Here is a 22,988-nt window from a genome sequence, read left to right on the forward strand (position 1 = left end):
GGCTGACGGTGCCGGGGCGACGGCGTGCGGGGCGACGGCGTACGGGGCGCGGCCCCCGGGTCAGCGGCTGGCGTAGGGCAGGAGCGCCATCTCGCGGGCGTTCTTGATCGCGGTGGCGAGCTGCCGTTGCTGCTGGGCGGTGATGCGGGTGACGCGGCGGCTGCGGATCTTGCCGCGGTCGGAGATGAACTTCCGCAGCAGGTCGGTGTCCTTGTAGTCGATGTACGTGATGCCGGCGGCGTCGAGGGGGTTGGGGCGGGACTTCAGGGGCTTGCGGGGGTCGTGGCGGCGTGCCATGGGTCGGTGTCCTTGGGTGTCGTCGGTCGGTCAGGAGACGGGGTCGAGGAGGGAGTCGAACGCGGCCGGGAGGTGCTTCCAGGCTTCGGGCCCCGCGGCGTACTCGGTATCGGTGAGCAGGCAGGACTCCAGGAGCTCTTCCAGGCCGTGGCGGTCGAGGCCGGGGGAGGTGAAGACGAGGTGCTGGCAGCGGTCGCCGTGCTCGGGGTGCCAGTCCAGTGCGGCGGCGGCGCGGCGCACGGGCGGGACCATCTCCCAGGCGGCGTCGGGCAGTGAGGCGAGCCAGGGTCCGGTGCTCTCCACGCAGAGGGCTCCGCCGGCGGCGTCCCAGGCGAGCAGGGTGTCGGGCCGGTCGGCGAGCCAGAACCGTCCGCGGCTGCGGGCGGCGGCGCAGCAGAGGTCTTCCAGGGCCTGGTAGAGGCGTTCGGGGTGGAAGGGGCGGTGCCGGCGCCAGACGAGGGTGGCGACACCGGCGTCGTCGGCGTCCTGGGGGAGCAGGGCGCAGGCCGGGTGCTGGGCCGCCGTGGCGGCGTCGGTGTCGAAGCCGGCGAACGCCAGGCGCGCCAGTTCCGGCGATTCGGCGGGCACGTGACGGGCGGTGGGGTGCAGCTGGGCGAGGAGCGCGCGATCCTCGTCGTCGGCGTCCTCACTCTCCGCGAGGGCGAGGACGGGGGCGTACTCCAGCTGCCTGGCCCAGGTGTCGCCGACCGTGCGCCGGTCGGTGGCGGCGGCCGCGAGGCCGGCATCGGCGAGGTCGTCGCCGTTGCCGAGGTACGGCAGTACCAGAGCCGGGTCGATCGCCGTGATCACGTTGGTGAGCCGGACGGTGTCGGCGGCGTGGTGGGCGACGACCTCGGCCATGCCCCTGGGCTCGACGGAGTCCCACAGTTCGACCACGGCGAGCCGGGTCACACGGTCGTCGGCCAGCCGCTCCAGCTCGGGGACCAGGTCCTCGCGCAGTGCGCAGCACGCGCAGTCGTTGACCAGCGGGGTGTCGCCGCGGGACAGCTCGCCCGAGGCGTCCCGCACCTGGCGCAGGACGGTCCCTTCGGCCGCCGTGGACAGGTCGTGGTGGAGGGCGATGCTGCCGGGGACGGTGCGCAGGAGGTGGTCCACGGCGGTGCGGCGGGCGTCGGAGTGGAGCCCGGCGACGATGACGACGGGCAGCGTCACTTGCGGCCTCCGTAGCGGCGTTCGAAGCGCTCGACGCGTCCGGCGGTGTCCAGGACGCGGGCGGTTCCGGTGTAGAAGGGGTGGCTGACGTCGGAGATCTCGACGTCGACGACGGGGTAGGTGTTGCCGTCCTCCCATTCGACGGTCTTGTCGCTGGTCATGGTGGAGCGGGTGAGGAACGCGTGGTTCGCGGCCCGGTCGCGGAAGACGACGGGACCGTACGCGGGGTGGATTCCGGGCTTCATGGGGTGTCCTTCGGGTGGGAGGGGGCTGGGTCAGCGCTCTTCGCGGAAGTCGACGTGGCGCCGGACGAGGGGGTCGTACTTGCGCAGGACCATGCGGTCGGGGTCGTTGCGGCGGTTCTTGCGGGTGACGTAGGTGTAGCCGGTTCCGGCGGTGGAGCGGAGCTTGATGATCGGGCGTACCTCGTTGCGTGCCATGAGCGCTACTATATGGGAATGGTTATCATTACCAAAACCCCGATCCACGAGAGGCAGGTACGACCTTGTCCGCCCACTGCCAACTGACCGGCGCCCAGCCGGGATTCGGCAACACCATCTCCCACTCGCACCGGCGCACCTCGCGCCGTTTCGACCCCAACATCCAGCGCAAGCGCTACTGGCTGCCCAGCGAGGGCCGGCACGTCCGGCTGACGCTGAGCACGAAGGCGATCAAGACGGTCGACAGCATCGGCGTCGAGGCCGCCGTGGCCCGTATCCGCGCCCGGGGAGTGAAGGTCTGATGGCCAAGAAGAGCAAGATCGCACAGAACGAGAAGCGCAAGGCGATCGTCGAGCGGTACGCGGCCCGCCGGGCCGAGCTGAAGGAGATCATCCGCCGGCCGTCCTCCACCGACGCCGAACGCCGTTCGGCGGTCGAGGAGTTGCGCCGCCAGCCCCGCAACGCGAGCGCCACCCGCGTACGCAACCGGGACAGCGTGGACGGCCGCCCGCGAGGCCACCTGAGGAGGTTCGGCCTCTCCCGGGTGCGCATGCGGGAACAGGCGCACGCCGGCTTCCTGCCCGGAGTGACCAAGTCGTCCTGGTAGCGGCGCCGCTCGCCCGGGGGCGGGCCTGCCGGCCGTGACCCGGCGGGGTCACGGCCGGCGGCGTACTCCTGCCGGCCGCGCCGTCATGGATGCGGCCTGAACGACAGCGGCGCACCGGCCGATCATGTCGGCCGGTGCGCGGTGTGTTCCGGGCCGGACGGTGCCGTGGCTGCGACCACCGTCCGGCCCGGAGTCTCAGTGGCCCGTCGCGCCGGTCAGGGGCTGGTGCTCGTGCGTGCAGCTGTCGTCGAGACCGTAGGTGTCCCAGTCGGGGAAGGGGTCGGTGGCGGGCAAGGGCTCGTCCGGCCCCATCAGGCAATCGGCCAGGGCGGCTCGCAGCGCCTCCGTGTTCAGGCGGGTGCCGATGAAGACGAGTTCCTGGGCGTGCGGAGCCTCGGTGTCGCGTGCGGCGGTGGGTTCGAAGCGTGCCACGGAGCCGGCCTGCGACCACAGCCCCGTCACCCGGGGGCGGCTGGCCAGGGTGAAGAAGCCCTTGGAGCGGAGGACGTGCCCGTGGGCGCCGCTGTCCAGCGTCTCCGTTACGAACGTCCACAGACGCCCGGGGTGGAAGGGCGCCTCGGAGCGGAAGACGGTGGACGAAATGCCGTACTCCTCGGTCTCGGGGACGTGGTCGCCGTTGAGTTCCCTGACCCAGCCCGGTGCCTGCTGGGCCCGTTCCAGGTCGAAGCGTGCGGTGCCCAGGACCTCGCCGGCCGGTACGCGGCCCCGGACGGCCGGCACGACGCGGGCGGCGGGGTTGAGGCGGGCGAGGGTCGCGCGGAGGTGGCCGGCGGTCGCCGGGTCGACGAGGTCGAGCTTGTTGAGCACGATGACGTCGGCGAACTCGACCTGGTCCATCAGCAGGTCGCTGACGGTCCGTTCGTCGTCCTCGTACTGGTCGAGCCCCCGTTCGGTCAGCTCGTCCCCGGCCGCGAGCTCGGGCAGGAAGTTGGCGGCGTCCACGACCGTGACCATGGTGTCGAGGCGGGCCAGGTCGCCGAGGGTGGCGCCGTCGTCGCGGGGGAAGGCGAAGGTGGCGGCGACCGGCATGGGCTCGGAAATGCCGGAGGACTCGATGAGGAGGTAGTCGAAGCGTCCCTCGCGCGCCAGCCGGTCGACCTCCTCGAGCAGGTCGTCGCGCAGGGTGCAGCAGATGCATCCGTTGGTCATCTCGACCAGGCGTTCCTCGGTCCGCGACAGCGCGGCCCGGCCGCCGCGTACCAGGGCGGCGTCGATGTTGACCTCGCTCATGTCGTTGACGATGACGGCGACGCGCAGGCCCTCGCGGTTGGTGAGGACGTGATTGAGCAGCGTGGTCTTGCCGGCGCCCAGGAACCCCGACAGGACGGTGACGGGGAGGCGCGGCTCGGGGAGGTGGGACGACACGGCCATGGGGACCTCCGGAAGGGTGGACGGGCGCGCCAGACGCTACATGAAAACGAGTTTCATGACGATGTGGGGGGTGTTCCGGTCGTCCCGGCCGACTCGCCGGAGCGCACCCCGGGGGCGCAGACTGACGGTGAGGGCCGGAGCGCCACCGCGCTGCCGACAGCGTGCCCAGCCGCCCGGTTCCCGAGGAGCCGGGGCCTCCGCCGCCCGGCGGAGCCCGACGCCGATCCGGAAGGAGCGGCTCAATGAATCCCCTGACAGTCGCCGGTACCGCAGCCGGCCGGCTGACCCACTACGCGGTCTCCGGAGTGGTGGGCGGCCTGATCATCAAGGGACTCTCCAAGCGGCTGCCGGACGGCACGCCGGCGGTGCGCAAGGCGGCCGTCGGCGGCATCGCGGGCGGGATCGTCGCAGGGCGCTGGCTCACCTCGGCCGCCGAGGAAGCGCGGCTGAAGGCCGGCGACCTGCTCGCGGAGGCCCGCACGAGCCTGGGCGAGGAGGCACCGCCCCCGTCCGCCGTCACGGTCGAGGGCCCCGAGCACGACCACGGACACGAGCACTGATCATGTCCGAGGTGACAGTACGGTCGGTCGCCACCGGCCGGGTCCGGCTGACCGTACCGTGGCTGCGGGCCCAACCCGCCAGCGCGGGGCTGGTCGACGACCGGCTGGCCGGCCTCGGCGGCTTCCGCGCCCTCCGCGTCTTCCCCCGCACCGGCAGCGTCATCATCTGGATGGCCCCCGACGACCTCGACACCGGCCGCCTGGTCGCCGCGCTCGAAGAGGCGCCGCCCCCGACCGCGCCCGCCCGGCCCACCCGCTCCGGACCCGACTCGTCCACCGGCGAGGTGGCGCGGCTGGCCGTCGGAGGCGCCGTGCTGGCTCTCGTCGCCGTACGCCGGCTGCTGGCCAGGCCCCTCTTCCGCTTCGGCTCGTCCGGTGCGGGCGGTGTGCTCACCGTCCTGTTCACGGGGCTCCCCTTCTTCCGGGGTGCCCTGCGCTCACTCCGCGGCCGTGCCGCCCCGGGCACGGACACCCTGGTCAGCGCGGCCACCCTGATCTCCCTGGTGCTGCGCGAGAACGTGGTCGCGCTCACCGTGCTGTGGCTGCTGAACATCGGCGAGTTCCTCCAGACCCTCACCCTCCGCCGCACCCGGCGCGCCATCGAGGAACTGCTGACGATCGGTGAGCAGAGTGTCCTGGTCGTACGCGAGGACGGCACCGAGACCCCGATCGCCCTCGACGAGGTGGCGCAGGGCGACGTCGTCGCCGTGTACGAGCACCACCGCATCCCGGTCGACGGACACGTCCTCTCCGGGGAGGCCCTGGTGGACCAGGCGGCCATCACCGGCGAAGCCCTCCCCGTCTACGCCCAGGAGGGCAGCCACGTCTACGCCGGGACGATCGTCACCTCCGGTTCGCTCACCGTCCGCGCGCAAGAGGTCGGGCGGGACACCACCGTCGGACGCATCATCACCCGTGTCGAGGAGGCCCAGTCCGACCGGGCGCCGATCCAGACCGTGGCCGGCCGCTTCACCCGTCGCTTCGTGCCGGTCTCGTTCGGGCTCGCCGCGCTCACGTACGCCGTCACGAGGGACCCCCGCCGCGCCATGACCATGCTGCTGATCGCCTGCCCGTGCGCCGCCGGACTCGCCACACCCACCGCGATCAGCGCGGCCATCGGCAACGGCGCACGGCGCGGCACCCTCATCAAGGGCGGCACCCACCTGGAAGGCATCGGCCGCGTCACGGCCGTGGTGTTCGACAAGACCGGAACCCTCACCTTCGGCAAGCCCTTGGTCACCAGCGTGGTCACCCTCAGCGACCGGTTCACTGCCGACGAGGTCCTGAGCCTGGCCGCCTCCGGCGAGCTCCACGCCCGGCACCCGCTGGCCCAGGCGATCGTCGCCCACACCGAGCGGCAGCACCTCCACGTCCCCATCCACCAGGCGTGCCGGGTCGTCCTCGGCATGGGCATGCGCGCCGAACTCGACGGCACCCGGCTGCTGGTGGGCAGCCCCGCCCTCCTGCGCCGGCACGGCGTCGGCCTCGACGACGAGGCCCGGGACTGGACCCACAGGCTGCGCTCCGGCGGCGAGACGGTCATCTGCATCGCCCAGGACGAGAACCTGATCGGCATCCTCGGCGTGTCGGACGCCGTACGCGCCGGAGCGGGCACCGTCGTCCGGCAGCTCCGCGACCTCGGTGTGTCCCGGCTGATCCTGCTCACCGGCGACGCCCCCGAGACCGCACAGGTCGTCGCGGACACCCTCGGCATCACCGAGGTCCACGCGCACGCCCTGCCGGAGGGCAAGCTCCAGCTCATCCGCGACCTCCAGGCGGAGGGCCACACCGTCGCCATGGTCGGCGACGGCACCAATGACGCACCGGCCCTGGCCCTCGCCGACGTGGGCATCAGCATGGGGGAGCACTCCTCCCACGTCGCCCTGGAGACCGCCGACATCGCCCTCGCGGGCAACGACCTGCGCCAGGTCGCGGCCGTCGTCGAACTCAGCCGCCACACCCTGCGCGTGGTCCGCCAGAACTACGCCCTGGCCATCGGCGTCAACCTGGCCGGACTCCTCGCCGGAGCCGGCGGATCCATCAACCCCGTCGTCGCGGCCCTGCTGCACAACACCAGCAGCATCGCGGTCGTCGCCAACTCGGCCCGCCTGGTCAGCCACACCCCCCACCTGCCCCGCACAACGGACAACGAGGTCACGGCAGCCCCACTGGAAGACCGCCGCGTACGCTGACCGGCACGCGGAGCCCGCTACCCGCGCCCCCGTCGCGGGCCTGGTTCGCCTACCGGGGAGGCCGGCATTGTCGCCCAAGACGTGATCGGGCCGGACGCGAGGCCGTCCCGGTCCGATCCGGGGCACCCGGATCGCTTCCATCACGGCGGTGAACCGGGTGCAGTCGTTGGTGTTGCCGCCCGTGACGACGAAGCCGAGCGGACGGCCCCGGCCGTCACAGGCCAGGTGAATCTTGCTGGTCAAACCACCTCTGGACCGTCCGAGCGCCGGGTCGCGGAGCCCCCTTTTCGGGCTCCCGCCGCGTGCTGGTGAGCTCGCACGACCGTGGAGTCGACCGAGGCGAGCCACTCGATGTCGCCCGCCGCGTCCGCCTTCGCCTGCGCGGCCTGCAGCATCCGGTCGAACGTTCCGTCCGCAGCCCACCTGCGGAAACGAGTGTGCAGTGTGGCCCACGGGCCATACCGCTCGGGCACGTCTCGCCAGGCCGTCCCGGTCCGGAACTTCCACACGATCCCGTTCAGGACCCGGCGGTCGTCCAGCCGCTTCCGCCCCCGCGGCGACTCGGGCAGCAGCGGCCGGACGAACCCCCACTCGGCATCTGACAGTTCATGGCGACGTATCACGACACCATGATCCACCAGCGGTGATCATTTGAAGACACTGCCTAGGATGCCGCAGTGATTGCGGACGCAGCCCGCGCCATGCCGTACACCACGTTGGCAGCGCCCCGGTGTGCGGGAAGCTGCGTGCCTGGCTGAGGCTGCATATGCCGGAGGGCACAGAGGTGCGACCAAAGGGTGCAGACCTCTTTGGATCTGCTGGGGGGCAGCAGTCATTCGCAACGGAAGAGGCCCCCGGCGCGCCGGGGGCCTCTTGCGATCGGGTTATCCGATCACGGCGTGATCAGCGGAGAACGACTACGAAATCGTCATCGTAGGGGGTCTCCGCATCAGCAGGGGTGAGCAGGAGCGACATCGGGGAGCGTTCGCCGTTGAAGCGGACGTCGACGGTTGCTTCGTGTTCACCCAGGGTGAAGGACGCTAGGGCAGGGCGCTGAGCGGCGTCACTCCAGCGGGCCACCCAGCGCTTCGCTTGCTCTTTGGTGCCGCTGTCCTCGTCGGCCACCTCGGCCAGGCCATTGGCGTCGCGGTCCTTGAGGCGGGCCAGGACGTGCTCGATGGTGGCGAGGCTGCCGGGGGTGGGGCGGCCCATGACGGTCAGATCGAGTTCGGCGGTGCCGTCTTCTATGCGATCGGGAGTCTTGTCGGTGGACAAGGCATCGCAGCCGCTGAGCAGGAGCACGAGTGCTCCGGTCAGCCCCACCGATCGGCCCGCCCGTCTCAACTGCGCCTCCCGGGCCGGATGATGCTGATGGCGCTGAGGTGCTTGTTGCCCTTGAACCACTGGTTGAGGGTGGTGTGGGACTTCCGGCCGTGCTGGGTGATGCTGATGTTGCCTCCCTTGGCCGCGGTGACTACGCCGGTGTGGTTCCACCTCTTGGAGGACGTGTAGTAGCCGAATATCACGTCGCCCGGCCGGGCATCGTAGCGTGAGATCTCACGGCCACCCCGGTAGTTCTTCAGGTGCTGACGCAGGTTTGCCGCAGCGGCCCATGTGTAGCTGTCCACGCGCCACCAGCCGATGCTGTTGCGGAACCAGCGCGAGGGGTTCTTGCGGCCGCCCTTGCGCTGCTGCATTTTGCCGCCCCAGTGCAGCGCTTTGGACACGAAGTTGGCGCAGTCGGTGTCGTAATCCCAAGCGATGCCAGCGTTACGCTTAGCCCAGCTCGCCGTGCCGCTCGCATTGGGGGCAGCACGCATCGCGACCCCTGCAGCAGTAGCAGCTGCGGGATCATCGGCGAGCATGCCGTCGGCGTCGAGCTCGATAGGCAGGGCTTCCTCGCCGTCGCCGATCTCCTCGACACTGGTTTCCGCGGGCGGAGCTACGCTAGCGGCCTGTGCGGCATCGTCCGTTGCAGGAAGGGTGACCTCCACTGCGGCGTCATCGGCCTCGACGCGCAGAGCGCCGTTCGCGAAGAGGAAACGGCCGGGCAGCTCCCCCTCCTCCGGCTCCTGAGTACCGTCCATGCTGGTCAGCACGCTGCGTTCGACAACGGTGCCGCGCACCACCACGGTGCCGTCAGGTCCGGGCCCGGTCAGCACGTCGTTGAACGTGGTGGTGATCTCCGTGAAGCGGCGCCCGTGACGGGTGTATGCGTCACGGCGGTCGTTGAGTTCGGGCAGCTGCTGCTCCAGCATGTGCCGGAACATGGCACCGTGCGGACTGCTCGCGACGGCCTGCTCGCTCGTGGTGTACGTGCCCTTCAGGACTCCGGCTCGTGCGGCGAAGTAGTCCCGCACGGCCTCGGTGTAACGGTCCGGTCCGGCGACAGCCACAGGCTGAAACACAGCGGACACCGCCGTTGCGGACGTGCCGTGTGCCGAGCCTGCGGTGACGCTCACGTTGTGGTCCGCACCGTTGGTGAGACCGGTGAAAACGGCACGGGTTCCCGGTGTGGTCGTTCGGGCGACTTCGGTGCCGTCGCGGGTTACGACCACGGTGTACGTAAGGGTGTCTGTGGCGGCGCCGGGGTCGGCCGGCGGATTCCAGGTGGCCAGCAGCCCACTGTGGGCCGGGACGGCCTTGACGTTCTGCGGAACGCCTGGAGCCTTCGCCGGGACGTAGGACACCGTCAGCACCGGACGCAGCGCAGGGTCGGTGGCACGTGAGGAGTGGTAGACCACACCAGGCGCCGCAGTCTTCTCGTCGCCGAGCTGGAGGCTCAGGCCGTAGTTGTCGGTCCCACTCACCCAGTCTGCGACGAGTGACCCCAGATTCAGGTCGCCGAGCTCAGCCGGCAGCTCGTCCTCGGCCAGCAGCGGCTCCTCGCTCGCAGCTGTGGCGAGTACTTGGCCGCCAAGAGAGGGGGCCCACGCCTCGGCAAGGTCTCGCAGGGTGGCGGCAGGTTCGGTGCAGGTGGCGTCGCCGTCGGTCCCGCAGTCGGCGCGGTGCAGCTTGAGCCGTGCATCGGTGATTCGGGCGCCGTGCGGTACTGCCGACAAGTCGGCCTTGAGCCAGGTGCGCCAAGCCGCTCCGCCGGGGGTACCGACGCGCAGGGTTCCGTCCTCGACGGCCGCGCACGGGGTGTCGCCGCAGTCTGTGGCCCCGACGGGTGCGGTGGCGTCCTGGAGGGCGGGGCCGCTGATGTTGACGGTGCGAACCTGGGGGGCCGGCGCAGTGGCCGGGGTCTTGGCGGTGAACGTGCGGTTGGGTGTCCATGTTGAGCAGGCCGTGTCACCGCAGGCGCGCATCGCCCACTGGTAGACGCGCCCGGGGACGAGAGTGCCCTCGGGGATCATCGTGGCGACCCGTGCGCCGTTCTCCTCGAAGGCCGGAGGCAGTTGCACGCCGGCCAGGGGCGAACCGGAAGCGTCGAACAGGGCGAACTCGCCGCGCAGGTAAGGGCGGTTGCCGGAGGTCAGTACCCCGGACAGCATCGGCGTGGGGGTGTCCTCAGCGCCTTCCTGCAGTGCACTGGGAACGTCCGGCACGGGCAGCACGGCGGGCTTGGGGCCGATGCCGAACTGGTAGGCGGTGACGCCGGAGAGAAGGCCTGCAGAGTCGATGGTACGTGCGTGCAGGGTGTGCCACCCCTTGGCGGGAGTGATTTTGACGGTCTGCGGTTTGCCGCCGGTGCCAGCAGGGTCGTTCACCTGCTGTGGGGTATTGGGGTCGTCCAGCCCCCACAGGAAGCCACGACCGTCAGTGGACGCCGTGGTGAAGGTGCAGGCGATCTCACCGCTGGTTTCGGTCCACGCGTCGCGCGGGATGCCGGTGCAGTCAATCTGCGGTGCGGCCGGCCTGCCCGTGTTCACCCGGAAGGGGGTGTACCCGCTCCAGGGACCGTATGCGGAGCCGTCGTGGGTGCGCGAGCGGACCCGGTAACCGAACGCACCGAGCTTCTTGTCCGCCGGAAGCGTCAGCATGGCGGTGGAGCCGGAGGAGACAGCGCTACTGGTGCCGCTCCAGTTGTAGGTGCCGGCGTCGTTAAAGGCCGGGTCGGGGGTGACCTCGAACTGGGCCCGTACGGTGCCGCCGTCGGGATCGGCCACCTTCGCTGAGAAGGTGGGAGTCACCGAGGTGGCGTAGGTCCGCTTGTTGAAGGGGTTGTACGAGGACGGTGAGAGCACTGCTGACGTCGGTGCAGGGGGCGGGTTGTTGTATGTCACGGACAGGACGGGGACATTGGACGCCGCGTTGCGCGAGTTGAACCGCTTCCATGCGTAGGGGTCCGTCTCGTCGGTGGCACGGATGCCCAAGGTGTTCTGGTCGTAGGTGTTGCCGGCCCAGGCGCGGGTCAGTGTGGTGATGTCAGCACTTACCCAGCCGTCCGCGCAGCCGGAGCCTCCTGCGGTCTGTGTGGAGGTCGCCCACTTGCGGTTCCAGGAGGGCTGCGCGGTCCAGCGACTGGCGGTGCTGGGAGTGCTGGTGTCCCATACCTCCCAGTCACGTGTCTCGCAGGACCAGGAGTGGTAGTTCCACAGTTTCAGCGTGGCGGACTTGATGTCCTTGCCTTTCACCGCACGGGTATCGAAGCGGAGGAAGGAGCGGGCGACCTGGTCGGAGCCGTTGTTCCCGAGCTTCAGTTCGGTGGCGGTGGACTGGTCGGTGGTGTACCCCTCCTGAACAAAGGTGGTGAAGGTTGTCAGCAGACCAACCGCCGGGTCGACGGTGACGGGAAATTGTGTGGCCGGGTCCGCCAGGAATTTTGCGTCCGGAGTAAGAGTCAGGTCGATCTGGTCACCCTGCTGGGCCACGGACATCGCCACGGGGGCGCGGTGGGGGTTGTCACCGGAGCGTGCGTCGGTGCGCGCATCCCACATCACAGGTGCGGGAAGGGTGCCCGCCTGCTTGCCGGAGCGCGTGTCGGTGAAGGTAACACCGCCGTCCGCGGCGGATTTGGCCGTCAGGCCCCTCGCGGTGAGCGTCATCCTGAGGGCACCCGCCCCCTTTACGGCCGAGGGCGAGTTAAGTACGAGGAACTGCTCAAAACCGGTGCGGGTAGCTGAGACAACGAGGTCGGCGTGCGGCAGAGCGCCGGGATACGTCGCCCGGGTGCCGTCAATGCGCGGCTCAGGCAAGGCGCCCCGCCAGCCCAGCTCAACGTGCTCGCCTTCGGGCGAGGTGAGCGACACCAGCGGTGCAGCAGCAGGGACCGGAGCCGAGATGCGGAGCCGGCGGGCGGCCGTAGCATCCGCCCGTACCGGCGTGGACCCCCCGAGCGTGAGATCGAGCGGATGGGACCTAGACACCACAGCTCCGTTTGCGGCCTTCGTGAGCCTGATGTCCACGGGGGTCCACGCCCCGTCGTCAGCGCGGAAACGCACCGGGCCTGCGGCCTGTTCCTCCGTCAATGTGCCCGCCGGGTTTGCCCACAGCGTGCGGGTCTCAGTCCGGGCGTCCGTGACCTCGACACGCTTGCCCTCCAGCCGGGCCCGGAGCAGCGCTGAAGTGATATCGCCCCTGGCCTGCGGCGTTCCTGTCGGGCGGTCGACGACGGCGGCTGCGATGCTGGCAGAAAGAGCGACACTTGGCGCCGCCACGTCGACGGCAAAGAGCCCTGAAAACACCAACGAGGCGACGACAGACCGTCTGAATCTGGACATACGTATGCCCTGCAAGAAGACCCCTCCCCTTAAAAGATTCTTAAAAACCGGGCGCAAGTGTAACCATGCGGTGTAGGCGCCTCGACGTATGCTTCACATCCGAGAGGAAGGTGAGACTCCGCGCGCAGTGGTCGCACCCGTGCTGAAACCCCCGAGGATCACATGGCCGCAGCCGCCGCAGCCCGGGCACGCAGTCGATACCGCGGGCCGGCGAGACACGGCAGTGCCGCCTGGGCGGCAAGTGTTCTCGCGGAAACGGGTGCAGTTCTCGCGGCACGCGGCCAACATGCCCGCTCTCGAGAAGGATTGAAGCTCTTCGTGTCTGACATGCGCCCCCGCGTGCCGTGGACCCAGTGCACCCGAGTGTTGAGCTTGTGCGACGGCCTCGCCGCCCTTCCTGCCGCTCAGCGCGGCGCCGACCTGGCCGAGGCCCGTGCCGTTCTCGCGGCCGGTCAGTTTCCGCCGCCGAACGTCGGGCCGGACGCGCTGCCGATGGAAGTCGCGGCGCTGGTGGCCCCCACACCCAGCCCGCTGATCGCGGTGATCGAACGGGAAGCCGACCATGTCTGCCTGCTGGGCGCAGTGACAGCCGCGCGCTTCATGAGCTTCTTCCTCTCCGGCACTGCTCCGGCCCCTTGAATCCGCAAGGCCGGGCCCCGGTTCGTCTCCGGGCGCAGCATGAAGGTAACGGCAGGAGGGAGCGGTCACAGGGCGATGCGCAGCTGTGGAAGTTCGTCCGCGCCGAAGAACATGTGCTCGGAGCGGGCCACGCCCACGCCCGTCGCGCCGAGCGCCGTGCAGCGCTCTGTCTCCGCGAGGGTGTCGGCATTGGGGTACACCGCCGGTCCGGGAAGTGCGGTCAAGGTCTCGGCTGCCTCGCTCAACTTGCGTACGAGGTCGAGCGCACGCTCGTCCTCGTGCCGGTCCAGCCGCCCCCGCCACACCGTTCCGGTCGTCGCGCAGACAGTGACCCACTCGCCGGAGGGCAGGACGTCGCCGTCCGGGAGGTTCAGCCTCCCGTTGCCCAGGGTGAATCCGGCGCCCACCACGCTGGGCTTCTCCCAGGTCCGGGCGAGCACCGCAGCGTGGCTCGTCGTACCTCCGCCGGCGGTGAGCAGAGCTGCGGCGTTCGCCGCGGCAGGCATGTCGGATGCGTGGGTCACCGGGCGGGCGTACACGTAAGGGGTGCCCATGCTCACCGCGGAAGCGCACTCGGCGGGGGTCGTGCACAGCACCCCGCTCGCGCAGTCGGGCGCGACACCGATGCCGGAACAAACCGGCACCGCCCCCGTCGGAGCCAAGGCCCGGCCGGCTGCCGCGCGCAGCACCGGCGTCGTCTCATGCGTGGCTAAAGGCGGGCGGCACGCATCATGGCCGAGGGCACCCTGCCCCCCTTCCTCGAACCGCGCGTGCCTGGTTCCTGGACGCGTCACGGTCCCTAGATGATGCCCGCCAAATGGTGAGTGTGCAGTAGTTTTGCGATTTCTGAGATCCTTTGAGTCGGAAGCGGGCATAGTCGCGTTCCGGTGCCGGCCTGGGCTCAGACCCGGGCGCTCGGCTCGCTTCACGGCGTAGCAGGTCGTGCAACCGCTATCTACCAGGTGAGGGGCGTCTGCCCGAGAACGCGCGGCTCCCACGGCGGCTGATGGTGACGCTGATCTTGTGGTTGGGCGGGGCACGTGCTGACGCGCTGCGTCTGGAGGACGCCACCGACGTCATCTTGAGTGGGAGGGACTGTGTCGGTCGTGACGCTCGTTTGACGCATTGGGCGACCGTACGCGGGTAAGCGAGCCGGAAAATCGCATCTGACGTGGCCTTTTCCGGCACTCGATCAGTCCGAGATCCTTCCGATGACGCATCGCGTGGAGTGCGTCGCCATCCTTGAGCCGGGTCGTACGCACCGCGGCGCATCGACGTGAACATCACGGCCGATGCGCCACCTCCGCGAGGACACCTCTTACCCGAATCGGGCAGGGGCTCAGGCGCCAGGTGACGCGGCGAGGGGCGGTCAGCGGTGGCCGATAGATGCTGGCGCAGCTGAGCGAACCTCGTCGACCTCGCGGAGCCTATGCGTTAATGGATCTTCTGCTGCTCCAGCCACTTGAAGAGCTCGGCCCTCTTGTACAAGACTTTGGCGTTCCTGCCTCGGCCGAGCTTGTAGCCCTTCAAGCCCAATTTCGACGCCTCCTTATAGACCCAGCTCGTGGACATGTTGAGCATCGTGGCGACCTCGGAAGTGTCCATAAGGACGGGCTCGACGCTGCGGCGCCTGCCCGGCGAGTTGTTATTGGTGCGGGTCTCGTCGGAGTGCGACTGCGGTTCCACGGTGGGCAAGATGGCTCCTTGAGGCTGGCCGGATCCTGATCGCGGCATCAACTCGCGCTCTGCTCTGACCGAATTCCTAACGTCCTTGATGCCCGCCCTGTGCCACCGCCAGGAGTCACCGGACGAGCTGGAGCCATGGTCATGAGAATCGCCGGTTTGGCTAACCGGCGATCCGCGGCTATGTTGCGGCGCCGCTTCGGCCCATCGGATTCCTGTTGAACCTTGGGCCCCTACCTATCCCTGAAGGGGATAGGTAGGGGCCTGGGCCGACTGACCCCTGGCGTGCGCACCCCGGATCCCTTGCGGCCGCCCTCGCTCCTAGTCCCAGGCCGCCAGAGTGACGGTGATCACGGACACCGTTCGGAGGCTGCTGGCTAGGTTTGTGTAGTCGTCGCGGTGGGTCCAGGAGGGTTGGCAAAGTTCTCCTGCAGTCACCTGATGGTGCGTCAGAAAAGTCAGCAATTGGTCAGCATCAGTCCTCAAAAAAAACCTGGTGAAAGCTGACCGAACATGCGACTCGTTGTAAGGTAGGGAAACCGCCCTTGACCTGCAAAAACGCAGGCAGGGAGCCTATGTCCAGGAGTACCTCGATGATGCGTACAATGTTCAAGTCCAAGATCCACCGTGCCACCGTGACCCAGGCGGATCTCCATTACGTCGGGTCGGTCACCGTGGACGCCGATCTGATGGACGCCGCCGATCTGCTGCCCGGTGAGCTCGTGCACATCGTCGACATCGACAACGGGGCCCGGCTGGAGACGTACGTCATCGAGGGCGAGCGGGGGTCCGGGGTCATCGGGATCAACGGCGCCGCCGCGCACCTGGTGCACCCCGGGGACCTGGTCATCCTGATCAGTTACGCGCAGGTGGACGACGCCGAGGCGCGGTCGCTGGTGCCGCGGGTCGTGCACGTGGACGCGGACAACCGGATCGTGGAGCTGGGCGCCGACCCGTCGGAGCCGGTGCCCGGGAGCGGGACGGAGCGCAGCCCGCAGGCGGTGCGCGCGGCACGCGGCTGAGCGGGTGCCGGGCGCGTGTCGTCCCGATGAGTGATCCCGTCGCGCGGGGGAACGCGCAGCGCGAGAGCCTGGAAGGCACCCGGCCAACCCGAGGGAGCGCGCCATGACCAGCCCGAACCCGTATCCTCCCGACCCCGTACCGCCCGCGCCGACGCCGACGCCGACACCGGGCCCGCCGGACCCGGTGCCGCCGACGCCCGTCCCACAGCCCGGTCCGCCCGGCCCCGAACCGGGCCCCGCGCCCGGCCCGGTGCCCACTCCGACGCCGCCCCCGCACCCCGGGCCGCCGCCGCCCGGACCGGCCCCCGACCCGGTGCCCAAGCCGCCCGGTCCCGAGCCGGTCCCCGGACCCGAGCCGGAGCCGGGCCCCGCGAGCTGAGCCCCCCGGGGGCAGCGGCCGCCCGGCCTAGCCACACGTACGGCTCCCCGGGCAGAGCCACCGGGCGGGCGCGGACCATCCCCGCGCCCGCCCGGCTCCACGCCCGCCCGGCGCGCGCCTCGCGTCCGGCGCACCACCCCGCGCGCCCCGCCCCCGCCGCCCCTAACGCCCGGCACACGCCCCCAGCCCCAGCAACCGCCCAGGTGCGCCCCGCCCAGGCGCGCCCTGCCCGGCGCGCGCCCCCCGGGCCGGCCAGGAGCCCCCTCACCCCGCGCCCCGCTCCGGGATCTCCGAGCGGTCGCCGCCCCAGAGGGTGTGGAACGAGCCCTCCCGGTCCGTGCGCCGGTAGGTGTGCGCCCCGAAGAAGTCCCGCTGCGCCTGGGTGAGCGCCGCCGGGAGCCGGGGGGCGCGCAGCGCGTCGTAGTGGGCGAGCGCCGCCGCGAAGCCGGGCGCCGGGACCCCGCGCCGCGCCGCCGCGGCGACCACCGTGCGCCAGTCGTCCTGGGCCACGCCCAGCTCCTCCGCGAAGCCCCGGTCCGCCGGCAGGCTCTCCAGGTCCGGGTCCGCGGTGTAGGCGCCCCGGATCCGGTCCAGGAACGCCGCCCGGATGATGCAGCCCGCCCGCCACAGCGACGCCACCACCGCCAGGTCCACCCCCCACCCGTACGCCTCGCTGCCCGCCCGGATCTGGTGGAAGCCCTGCGCGTACGAGACGATCTTCGAGGCGTAGAGCGCCTGTTCCACCCGCTGCGCGAAACGCGCGGCCTGACCCGCCTCCATCGGCACCGCCGCCGGCCCCGGCAGGCCGCGCGACGCCTCCCGCAACCCCGCGTGACCCGACAGCGAGCGGGCGAAGACCGCCTCGGCGATGCCCGGCACCGGCACCCCCAGCCCCAGCGCCGACTGCACCGTCCACCGCCCGGTGCCCTTCTGCTCCGCCCGGTCGGCCACCACGTCCACGAACGGCCGCCCCGTCGCCGCGTCCCGGTGCGCCAGCACCTCGGCGGTGATGCCGATCAGATACGAGTGCAGCCGCCCCGCGTTCCACTCCCGGAAGGTCTCGGCGATCCGCGCGGGGGAGTAGCCCGCCACCTCGCGCAGCAGGTGGTACGCCTCGGCGATCAGCTGCATGTCGGCGTACTCGATGCCGTTGTGCACCATCTTCACGAAGTGGCCGGCGCCGTCCGGGCCGATGTGCGCCACGCATGGGGTGCCGTCCGGGGCCCGGGCGGCGATCCGTTCCAGCAGCGGGCCGAGGGAGGCGTACGACGCGGCCGGCCCGCCCGGCATGATGCTCGGGCCGTGCAGCGCGCCCTCCTCGCCGCCCGAGATCCCCGCGCCCACGAAGTGGACGCCCCGCGCGCGCAGTTCGCGCTCCCGGCGCCGGGTGTCGGCGAAGTGGGCGTTGCCGCCGTCGATGATGACGTCACCCGGGTCCAGCAGCGGCGCGAACTCCTCGATCACCGCGTCCGTCGGATCGCCCGCCTTCACCATCACCACCAGGCGGCGCGGGCGCTCCAGGGCGGCCGTGAACTCCCGGGCGTCGCGCGCGGGGACGAACGTGCCCTCGTGCCCGAACTCCCCGGCCAGCGCCTCCGTCCTGGCGAAGGACCGGTTGTGCACCGCCACCGTCAGGCCGTTGCGGGCGAAGTTGCGCGCCAGGTTGCGGCCCATGACCGCGAGCCCGGTGACGCCGATCTGCGCAGTGCCACTCATCCGTGCTCCTCGATTCCGGTGGCGGGCCACCTGCGATGGGGAAGCGTGCGTACGCGTCCATACGCACCGTGCGACCAGGGCGTTCACCACGGACGACGCCGCCGGGGGCGCGCCGCGCGCCGGCAACACGCCCAACACGCGCCCCCCGGCGGCCCTTTGACGCACACCGCACCCCCTTGTCACGGAGCGTCGACTGCCTCTAGCTTGGGCCGCTGCTGACGTGTGCAAGGGGGGACCACCCATGGCCGTACGCGGACGACACCGCCGGTACCAGCCGAGCCGGATCAACCGCGCGTCGCTCACCGTCACGGCGAGCGGCGCCGGAATCGCCCTGCCCCTGATAGGAGCGGGCGCGGGCCACGCGGCCTCGGTGGACGTCTGGGAGAAGGTCGCGGCCTGCGAGTCCACCAACGACTGGAAGATCAACAGCGGCAACGGCTACTACGGCGGCCTCCAGTTCACCCAGTCGACCTGGGAGGCGTACGGCGGTACGCGCTACGCGCCGCGCGCCGACCTCGCCACCAAGGACCAGCAGATCGCCGTCGCCGAGCGGGTCCTCAAGGGGCAGGGGCCGCAGGCGTGGCCCACCTGCTCGGTGAGGGCGGGCCTCACGCGCGGCGGCGACGCCCCCGACATCGCCCCGCAGGCGACCCGGGCCCGCCAGGCCCCGCAGGCCCCCGCGCCCCGGACACCGAAGGCGCAGGACACGCCCCGGACAGCGAAGGCGCAGGACACGCCCCGGACCGCCACACCGCCCGCCACCCCGACCACCGTCCCGGGCAAGCGCGAGAGCTACACCGTGGCCCGCGGCGACTCCCTCTCCGGCATCGCCGAGGCCGAACGGGTCAGGGGCGGCTGGGAGCGGCTGTACGCGGACAACCGCACGGTCATCGGCAGCGACCCCGACCTGATCATGCCGGGCCAGAAGCTGGCCCTGCGCACCACCGCCGCGAGACCCCACACCACCACCAAGCCGCCCACCGCCGCCCCGCAGCGCCCCGCGGCCAAGCCCCCGGCCAGGCCCGCGGCGAAGCCCGCCGCCACACCGGCACCCAGGCCCGCCGCCGCCAAGCCGTCCCGGGCCAAGCCCGCGCCCGCCGCGCCCAGGCCCCGTACCGCCGGCTTCAGCGCCCCCGTGGACGCCGGCCCCAGCACCGCCTACCGCAAGGCCGGTTCGTCCTGGGCCAGCGGCTATCACACCGGCGTCGACTTCGCCGTCCCCACCGGCACCTCCGTCAAGGCGGTGGCGTCCGGCCGGGTCGTCTCCGCCGGCTGGGGCGGGTCGTACGGGTACCAGGTCGTCATCCGGCACGAGGACGGCAAGTACAGCCAGTACGCCCACCTCTCCGCGCTCACCGTCCGCGAGGGCCAGCGGGTCACCGGCGGCCAGCGGATCGCCCGCTCCGGGTCGACCGGCAACAGCACCGGGCCCCACCTGCACTTCGAGGTGCGGACCGGGCCCGGCTACGGCTCCGACATCGACCCCCTCGCCTACCTCCGGGCCGGCGGCGTCCGGCTCTGACCCGGCCACGACGGCGCACCCCGCCGTCACCCGCCGCCCATCCGCCACCCCTGCCGTCACGCCCTCCGCGGCGCCGCCCCCACGGGCGGCGCCGCCGGCGTTTGGCGGCCGGTGCCCCCGCTGACGTAAAGTGCTGCTTTTGGAAGTCTTGAAAAGTAAACGCGGCAAACGAGTGATCGAGGAACGGCAGCGGCCATGACGGTGACTGAAGAGAACCAGGCGTACGGGCCGGGCATCGACCCCGAGCGTCTGGCCGTCTGCCTGAGCGTCCTGGAGGAGCTCGACACGATCGACGTCGACCACCCGGACGCCATCGCCGTCCGCCGCGCCACCGCCGGCATCTACCGTACGGTCAAGCAGCGCCGCCGCCAGGAGCGCCGGGCCGCGAAGACCGCCCACGACAAGGCCGTCACCGAGGCCACCGCCACCGGCTCCGCCGACCGGATCGACGACGAGACCCAGGGCCTGCTGCCCTCCTCCTCCGTCGCCGGGGAGATCGCCGGCATACTCCAGCGCCCCCGGTCCTGCTACATCTGCAAGAGCCGGTACGTCGAGGTCGACGCCTTCTACCACCAGCTCTGCCAGAAGTGCGCCGCCGAGAACCGCGCCCGCCGCGACGCCCGCACCGACCTGACCGGCCGCCGTGCGCTGCTCACCGGCGGACGCGCCAAGATCGGCATGTACATCGCCCTGCGCCTCCTGCGCGACGGCGCGCACACCACCATCACCACCCGCTTCCCCAACGACGCGATCCGCCGCTTCAAGGCGATGCCGGACAGCGACGAGTGGATCCACCGGCTGAAGATCGTCGGCATCGACCTCCGCGACCCGGCGCAGGTCGTCGCGCTCGCCGACTCGGTCGCCGCCGAGGGGCCGCTGGACATCCTGATCAACAACGCCGCGCAGACCGTACGCCGCTCCCCGCAGGCGTACAGCGAGTTGGTGGCCGCCGAGTCGGGGCCGCTGCCCTCCGGCGAGCTGCCCCCCGCCGAGATTATCGGCACCTTCGGCAGCGGCGCGGTGGAGACGATGGCCGCGCTGCCCTCGCCGCGCGGCGGGGACACGCTGACCGCCCAGGACGTCACGGACCTCGCCCTGGTGAGCGGCTCGGCCACCCCGGCGCGGATCGCGGCCGGCACGGCGATCGACGCCGGCGGTCTGGTGCCCGACCTGCACGACACCAACAGCTGGATCCAGACCGTCTCCGAGGTCGACCCGGTCGAGCTGCTGGAGGTGCAGCTCTGCAACTCCACCGCGCCGTTCATCCTCATCAGCCGGCTCCGCCGGTCCATGGCCGCCTCCCCGGCCCGGCGCACCTACGTGGTGAACGTCTCCGCGATGGAAGGCGTCTTCAGCCGCGGCTACAAGGGCGCCGGGCACCCGCACACCAACATGGCCAAGGCCGCGCTCAACATGCTGACGCGCACCAGCGCCCAGGAGATGTTCGAGGCCGACCGCATCCTGATGACCGCCGTCGACACCGGCTGGATCACCGACGAGCGCCCGCACCCGGACAAGATGCGGCTCGCCGAGGCGGGGTTCCACGCCCCGCTCGACCTGGTCGACGGCGCGGCCCGGGTGTACGACCCGATCGTCCGCGGCGAGATGGGCGAGGACCTCTACGGCTGCTTCCTGAAGGACTACGCGCCCTCCAAGTGGTGACACCGCGGCCGGCACGGAGATCACCCGCCGCCTGACCGGAAGCGGGTGACGTGTCCGGAATCAGACTGTGTGACGCGTTCCATCGAGCGGAAAACCGCTCATTTGGTTAACCTGGGGCGAACGGTCCGCCGTCAGGGATTCACAAATTCCCTGCGGGCGGACCTCGGGGACAAGCCTGCCACCAAGGCTGCGTTTCCGCCCGAGTACCGGCGCCACCGCGACCGAACGGCAGTCCATGTCCTTACAGGTTCGCGACACGAAGGAGTGCGCGGTGACACCAGAACTCATGCAGCAGGAAGAGCGTCCGTCCGATACCGGGGAGCGGCCCGCCGGCCCCGAGACCCTCGGCAGCCTCGACGTGTGGGCCCGCTCCGCCCCGATCCGCCTGGCCGGTTACGAGGACGACCTCGCCGAGCCGCACATCCTGCCCGGTATCGACTGATCCCGTCCCGGAAGCGATCGACGGCGCCGTCCTCGCGACCCCGCGCGCGCTCCGTGCCCTCCGCCCGCCGGCGGGGGGCACGCGCCGTTCCGGACACGCGACACTCCACACGCGATCCGCGATCCGCGACACACGGCACGCGATCCGCGGCCCGCGGCCGGATCAGGTCAGACGGGTGGGCGGCAGGAACTCCCGGACGTAGGTCCGGTGCCACCAGGCGCCCGTCTCCCGCAGCTCGCCCGGGGTGGTGAAGCGGTAGCGGTACAGCCGGGCCCGGACGTGCCGGGGCGGGGCGTCCGGGAAGGGGTTGTGCCGCAGCAGCCGCAGCGTGTTCCGGTCGCCTTCGAGCAGCCGCTCCACGAAGGGCGCGAACCAGCCGCGGGCGTACGCCGGTGAGAGCGCAGCGAACCACATCATCCAGTCCAGCCGCAGGTGGTACGGGGCGAACTGGCGGGGCAGCCGCCGTACGTCGCCGGGCTTGCCCCGGAACTCGTACTCCCGCCACACCGTGCCCGGGTGGACGGCCGGCTCGTCGGTGCCCTCGATCACGATCTCGTGCCGGACGCGGCCGACCGAGCCGAAGGCCCCGTAGGTGTTGACCAGGTGCAGCGGGTCGAAGGACCGGTTCATCGCCTGGTGCCGGGAGAACAGGTTGAGCACGGGCCGCCGGCTGAGGACCAGGACCAGCGCGGTGACGGCGATCACCAGCACGCCGTACCAGAGCGGGGGAGCGGGCAGGTCGGGCGGGGTGGCGACGAGGGAGCCGTCCACGGCCGGCAGCGCGAGGACGATGGTGATCCAGTTCAGCCAGGAGAAGTTGCCCGACAGCACCAGCCAGAGCTGCGTCAGCACGACGAGGCCCGCCGCCGCGCTCGCCACCGGCTGCGGGGTGAAGAGGAGGACCGGGACCACCAGTTGCGTCACATGGTTGGCCGCGGCCTCCACCCGGTGCAGCGGCCGGGGCAGGTGGTGGAAGAACCAGCTGAGCGGCCCGGGCATCGGCTGGGTCTCGTGGTGGTAGTACAGGCAGGTCAGATCGCGCCAGCAGGCGTCCCCGCGCAGCTTGATCAGCCCCGCCCCGAACTCCACCCGGAACAGCAGCCAGCGCAGCAGGAAGAGGATCAGTACGGGCGGCGCGGTGTCGTCGTTGCCGAGGAAGACGGCGAGGAAGCCGGTCTCCAGAAGCAGCGATTCCCAGCCGAAGCCGTACCACGTCTGCCCGACGTTGACGATCGACAGGTACAGCGCCCAGAGCACCGCCCACAGCAGCATGGCCACCGCCAGCGGCACCGCGTCGCCCGCGCCGGCGGCCAGGGCGAGCGCCAGTGCCGCCCCGGTCCAGGCGCACAGGGCGAAGAACCGGTCCGAGTAGTGCAGGCGGAAGACGCCGGGCGCCGCCCGGGCCGGGACGCGCCGCAGATGGTCCGGGACCGGGAGCATCCCCCGCTCGCCGATCAGCGCCCGGAACTGCAGGGCGGCGCAGACGAAGGCGACGAGATAGACCCCGGCGAGAGCCCGCTGGAAGACCAGCCGGCTCAGCCAGTAGTCGGACGAGGTGAACCAGAACCACTCCATCGGTCCCAGTATCGGCCCGTG

General features: G+C 71.1%; 20 protein-coding genes and 1 pseudogene. 9 read left to right on the top strand and 12 right to left on the bottom strand.

Annotated elements, in window-relative coordinates; all coding sequences use genetic code 11:
- Positions 1 to 60 precede the first annotated feature (60 nt).
- From rpsR to rpmG, 4 genes are read right to left on the bottom strand one after another with little or no spacing between them, the layout of a single operon-like run.
- Entirely contained in the window at positions 61 to 297 is a 237-nt protein-coding gene (gene rpsR / locus ACF08D_RS04965) for a 30S ribosomal protein S18 (protein WP_392221095.1), read from the bottom strand.
- Positions 298 to 327: 30 nt separating this feature from the next.
- Positions 328 to 1,470, bottom strand: coding sequence for a CobW family GTP-binding protein (locus ACF08D_RS04970; protein WP_392221096.1), 1,143 nt, complete (start codon positions 1,468 to 1,470; stop codon positions 328 to 330).
- Positions 1,467 to 1,715 (bottom strand): type B 50S ribosomal protein L31, encoded by a 249-nt coding sequence (locus ACF08D_RS04975; protein WP_392221097.1) that lies wholly within the window; start codon positions 1,713 to 1,715, stop codon positions 1,467 to 1,469. The genes ACF08D_RS04970 and ACF08D_RS04975 overlap by 4 nt, the downstream gene beginning before the upstream one ends.
- Before the next feature lie 30 nt (positions 1,716 to 1,745).
- Entirely contained in the window at positions 1,746 to 1,910 is a 165-nt protein-coding gene (gene rpmG, locus ACF08D_RS04980; protein ID WP_030214552.1) for a 50S ribosomal protein L33, read from the bottom strand.
- A 65-nt stretch (positions 1,911 to 1,975) separates the two neighbouring features.
- On the opposite strand from rpmG, the gene rpmB reads away from it, so the two are divergent.
- Both rpmB and rpsN read left to right on the top strand, forming a co-directional pair.
- Positions 1,976 to 2,212 (top strand): 50S ribosomal protein L28, encoded by a 237-nt coding sequence (gene rpmB, locus ACF08D_RS04985; protein ID WP_392221098.1) that lies wholly within the window; start codon positions 1,976 to 1,978, stop codon positions 2,210 to 2,212.
- Entirely contained in the window at positions 2,212 to 2,517 is a 306-nt protein-coding gene (rpsN, locus tag ACF08D_RS04990; RefSeq protein WP_392221099.1) for a 30S ribosomal protein S14, read from the top strand. The genes rpmB and rpsN overlap by 1 nt, the downstream gene beginning before the upstream one ends.
- 195 nt (positions 2,518 to 2,712) lie before the next feature.
- On the opposite strand, the gene ACF08D_RS04995 is transcribed toward rpsN, so the two are convergent.
- Positions 2,713 to 3,909 carry a GTP-binding protein gene (locus tag ACF08D_RS04995; protein ID WP_392221100.1) on the bottom strand — a complete coding sequence of 399 codons (1,197 nt, stop codon included), beginning with the start codon at positions 3,907 to 3,909 and terminating at the stop codon, positions 2,713 to 2,715.
- 242 nt (positions 3,910 to 4,151) lie between these two features.
- Between ACF08D_RS04995 and ACF08D_RS05000 the strand changes: the two genes are divergently transcribed.
- Both ACF08D_RS05000 and ACF08D_RS05005 read left to right on the top strand, forming a co-directional pair.
- Positions 4,152 to 4,469 (top strand): DUF1490 family protein, encoded by a 318-nt coding sequence (locus ACF08D_RS05000; protein ID WP_392221101.1) that lies wholly within the window; start codon positions 4,152 to 4,154, stop codon positions 4,467 to 4,469.
- 2 nt (positions 4,470 to 4,471) lie between these two features.
- Positions 4,472 to 6,661: a heavy metal translocating P-type ATPase gene (locus ACF08D_RS05005; protein WP_392221102.1), complete on the top strand. Its 2,190-nt coding sequence runs from the start codon at positions 4,472 to 4,474 to the stop codon at positions 6,659 to 6,661.
- 63 nt (positions 6,662 to 6,724) lie between these two features.
- Here the strand turns inward: ACF08D_RS05005 and ACF08D_RS05010 are convergent.
- The 3 genes and pseudogenes from ACF08D_RS05010 to ACF08D_RS05020 all read right to left on the bottom strand — a co-directional run.
- Positions 6,725 to 7,284, bottom strand: a pseudogene (locus ACF08D_RS05010) (IS5 family transposase); the annotation flags it as partial.
- Positions 7,285 to 7,564: 280 nt separating this feature from the next.
- The gene (locus ACF08D_RS05015; RefSeq protein ID WP_392221103.1) at positions 7,565 to 7,963 is read right to left on the bottom strand and encodes a hypothetical protein; all 399 of its coding nucleotides are present in this window, start codon (positions 7,961 to 7,963) and stop codon (positions 7,565 to 7,567) included.
- A 38-nt stretch (positions 7,964 to 8,001) separates the two neighbouring features.
- Positions 8,002 to 12,327: a DNRLRE domain-containing protein gene (locus tag ACF08D_RS05020; protein ID WP_392221104.1), complete on the bottom strand. Its 4,326-nt coding sequence runs from the start codon at positions 12,325 to 12,327 to the stop codon at positions 8,002 to 8,004.
- A 318-nt stretch (positions 12,328 to 12,645) separates the two neighbouring features.
- Here ACF08D_RS05020 and ACF08D_RS05025 point away from each other — a divergent pair, with 318 nt between their 5' ends.
- Positions 12,646 to 12,966, top strand: a complete 321-nt coding sequence (locus tag ACF08D_RS05025; RefSeq protein WP_392221105.1) for a hypothetical protein — start codon at positions 12,646 to 12,648, stop codon at positions 12,964 to 12,966.
- A gap of 65 nt (positions 12,967 to 13,031) precedes the next feature.
- Here ACF08D_RS05025 and ACF08D_RS05030 read toward each other — a convergent pair whose 3' ends face one another.
- Both ACF08D_RS05030 and ACF08D_RS05035 read right to left on the bottom strand, forming a co-directional pair.
- Positions 13,032 to 13,841 carry a PEP-utilizing enzyme gene (locus ACF08D_RS05030; RefSeq protein ID WP_392221106.1) on the bottom strand — a complete coding sequence of 270 codons (810 nt, stop codon included), beginning with the start codon at positions 13,839 to 13,841 and terminating at the stop codon, positions 13,032 to 13,034.
- A 559-nt stretch (positions 13,842 to 14,400) separates the two neighbouring features.
- On the bottom strand, positions 14,401 to 14,652 hold the full coding sequence (locus ACF08D_RS05035) for a helix-turn-helix domain-containing protein (protein WP_392221217.1): 252 nt from the start codon (positions 14,650 to 14,652) through the stop codon (positions 14,401 to 14,403).
- A 590-nt stretch (positions 14,653 to 15,242) separates the two neighbouring features.
- On the opposite strand from ACF08D_RS05035, the gene panD reads away from it, so the two are divergent.
- A complete protein-coding gene (gene panD, locus ACF08D_RS05040; RefSeq protein ID WP_392221107.1) occupies positions 15,243 to 15,671 on the top strand; it encodes an aspartate 1-decarboxylase in 429 nt (142 codons plus the stop codon).
- 643 nt (positions 15,672 to 16,314) lie between these two features.
- Here the strand turns inward: panD and gndA are convergent.
- Positions 16,315 to 17,766 (bottom strand): NADP-dependent phosphogluconate dehydrogenase, encoded by a 1,452-nt coding sequence (gndA, locus tag ACF08D_RS05045; RefSeq protein ID WP_392221108.1) that lies wholly within the window; start codon positions 17,764 to 17,766, stop codon positions 16,315 to 16,317.
- Positions 17,767 to 18,007: 241 nt separating this feature from the next.
- Between gndA and ACF08D_RS05050 the strand changes: the two genes are divergently transcribed.
- The 3 genes from ACF08D_RS05050 (at position 18,008) to ACF08D_RS05060 (ending at position 21,392) form a co-directional block, all read left to right on the top strand.
- A complete protein-coding gene (locus tag ACF08D_RS05050; protein ID WP_392221109.1) occupies positions 18,008 to 19,288 on the top strand; it encodes a peptidoglycan DD-metalloendopeptidase family protein in 1,281 nt (426 codons plus the stop codon).
- 195 nt (positions 19,289 to 19,483) lie between these two features.
- Positions 19,484 to 20,950, top strand: a complete 1,467-nt coding sequence (locus ACF08D_RS05055) for an SDR family NAD(P)-dependent oxidoreductase (protein ID WP_392221110.1) — start codon at positions 19,484 to 19,486, stop codon at positions 20,948 to 20,950.
- A 271-nt stretch (positions 20,951 to 21,221) separates the two neighbouring features.
- Positions 21,222 to 21,392 carry a hypothetical protein gene (locus tag ACF08D_RS05060; RefSeq protein ID WP_392221111.1) on the top strand — a complete coding sequence of 57 codons (171 nt, stop codon included), beginning with the start codon at positions 21,222 to 21,224 and terminating at the stop codon, positions 21,390 to 21,392.
- 162 nt (positions 21,393 to 21,554) lie between these two features.
- Here the strand turns inward: ACF08D_RS05060 and ACF08D_RS05065 are convergent, their stop codons facing one another.
- Complete coding sequence (locus ACF08D_RS05065) at positions 21,555 to 22,967, bottom strand: lipase maturation factor family protein (protein ID WP_392221112.1); 1,413 nt, start codon at positions 22,965 to 22,967, stop codon at positions 21,555 to 21,557.
- Between the last annotated feature and the right edge of the window lie 21 nt (positions 22,968 to 22,988).

Source organism: Streptomyces sp. NPDC015131, from assembly GCF_043079975.1.
Lineage (GTDB): Bacteria > Actinomycetota > Actinomycetes > Streptomycetales > Streptomycetaceae > Streptomyces.

Coding starts and splice junctions, on each gene's coding strand:
- ACF08D_RS05050 (WP_392221109.1), top strand. CDS start 18,008: ATGGCCGTACGCGGACGACACCGCCGGTACCAGCCGAGCCGGATCAAC.
- ACF08D_RS05000 (WP_392221101.1), top strand. CDS start 4,152: ATGAATCCCCTGACAGTCGCCGGTACCGCAGCCGGCCGGCTGACCCAC.
- panD (WP_392221107.1), top strand. CDS start 15,243: ATGATGCGTACAATGTTCAAGTCCAAGATCCACCGTGCCACCGTGACC.
- ACF08D_RS05055 (WP_392221110.1), top strand. CDS start 19,484: ATGACGGTGACTGAAGAGAACCAGGCGTACGGGCCGGGCATCGACCCC.
- ACF08D_RS05005 (WP_392221102.1), top strand. CDS start 4,472: ATGTCCGAGGTGACAGTACGGTCGGTCGCCACCGGCCGGGTCCGGCTG.
- rpsR (WP_392221095.1), bottom strand. CDS start 297: ATGGCACGCCGCCACGACCCCCGCAAGCCCCTGAAGTCCCGCCCCAAC.
- rpmG (WP_030214552.1), bottom strand. CDS start 1,910: ATGGCACGCAACGAGGTACGCCCGATCATCAAGCTCCGCTCCACCGCC.
- ACF08D_RS04995 (WP_392221100.1), bottom strand. CDS start 3,909: ATGGCCGTGTCGTCCCACCTCCCCGAGCCGCGCCTCCCCGTCACCGTC.
- ACF08D_RS05020 (WP_392221104.1), bottom strand. CDS start 12,327: ATGTCCAGATTCAGACGGTCTGTCGTCGCCTCGTTGGTGTTTTCAGGG.
- gndA (WP_392221108.1), bottom strand. CDS start 17,766: ATGAGTGGCACTGCGCAGATCGGCGTCACCGGGCTCGCGGTCATGGGC.
- ACF08D_RS04975 (WP_392221097.1), bottom strand. CDS start 1,715: ATGAAGCCCGGAATCCACCCCGCGTACGGTCCCGTCGTCTTCCGCGAC.
- rpsN (WP_392221099.1), top strand. CDS start 2,212: ATGGCCAAGAAGAGCAAGATCGCACAGAACGAGAAGCGCAAGGCGATC.
- ACF08D_RS05065 (WP_392221112.1), bottom strand. CDS start 22,967: ATGGAGTGGTTCTGGTTCACCTCGTCCGACTACTGGCTGAGCCGGCTG.
- ACF08D_RS05030 (WP_392221106.1), bottom strand. CDS start 13,841: ATGCCCGCTTCCGACTCAAAGGATCTCAGAAATCGCAAAACTACTGCA.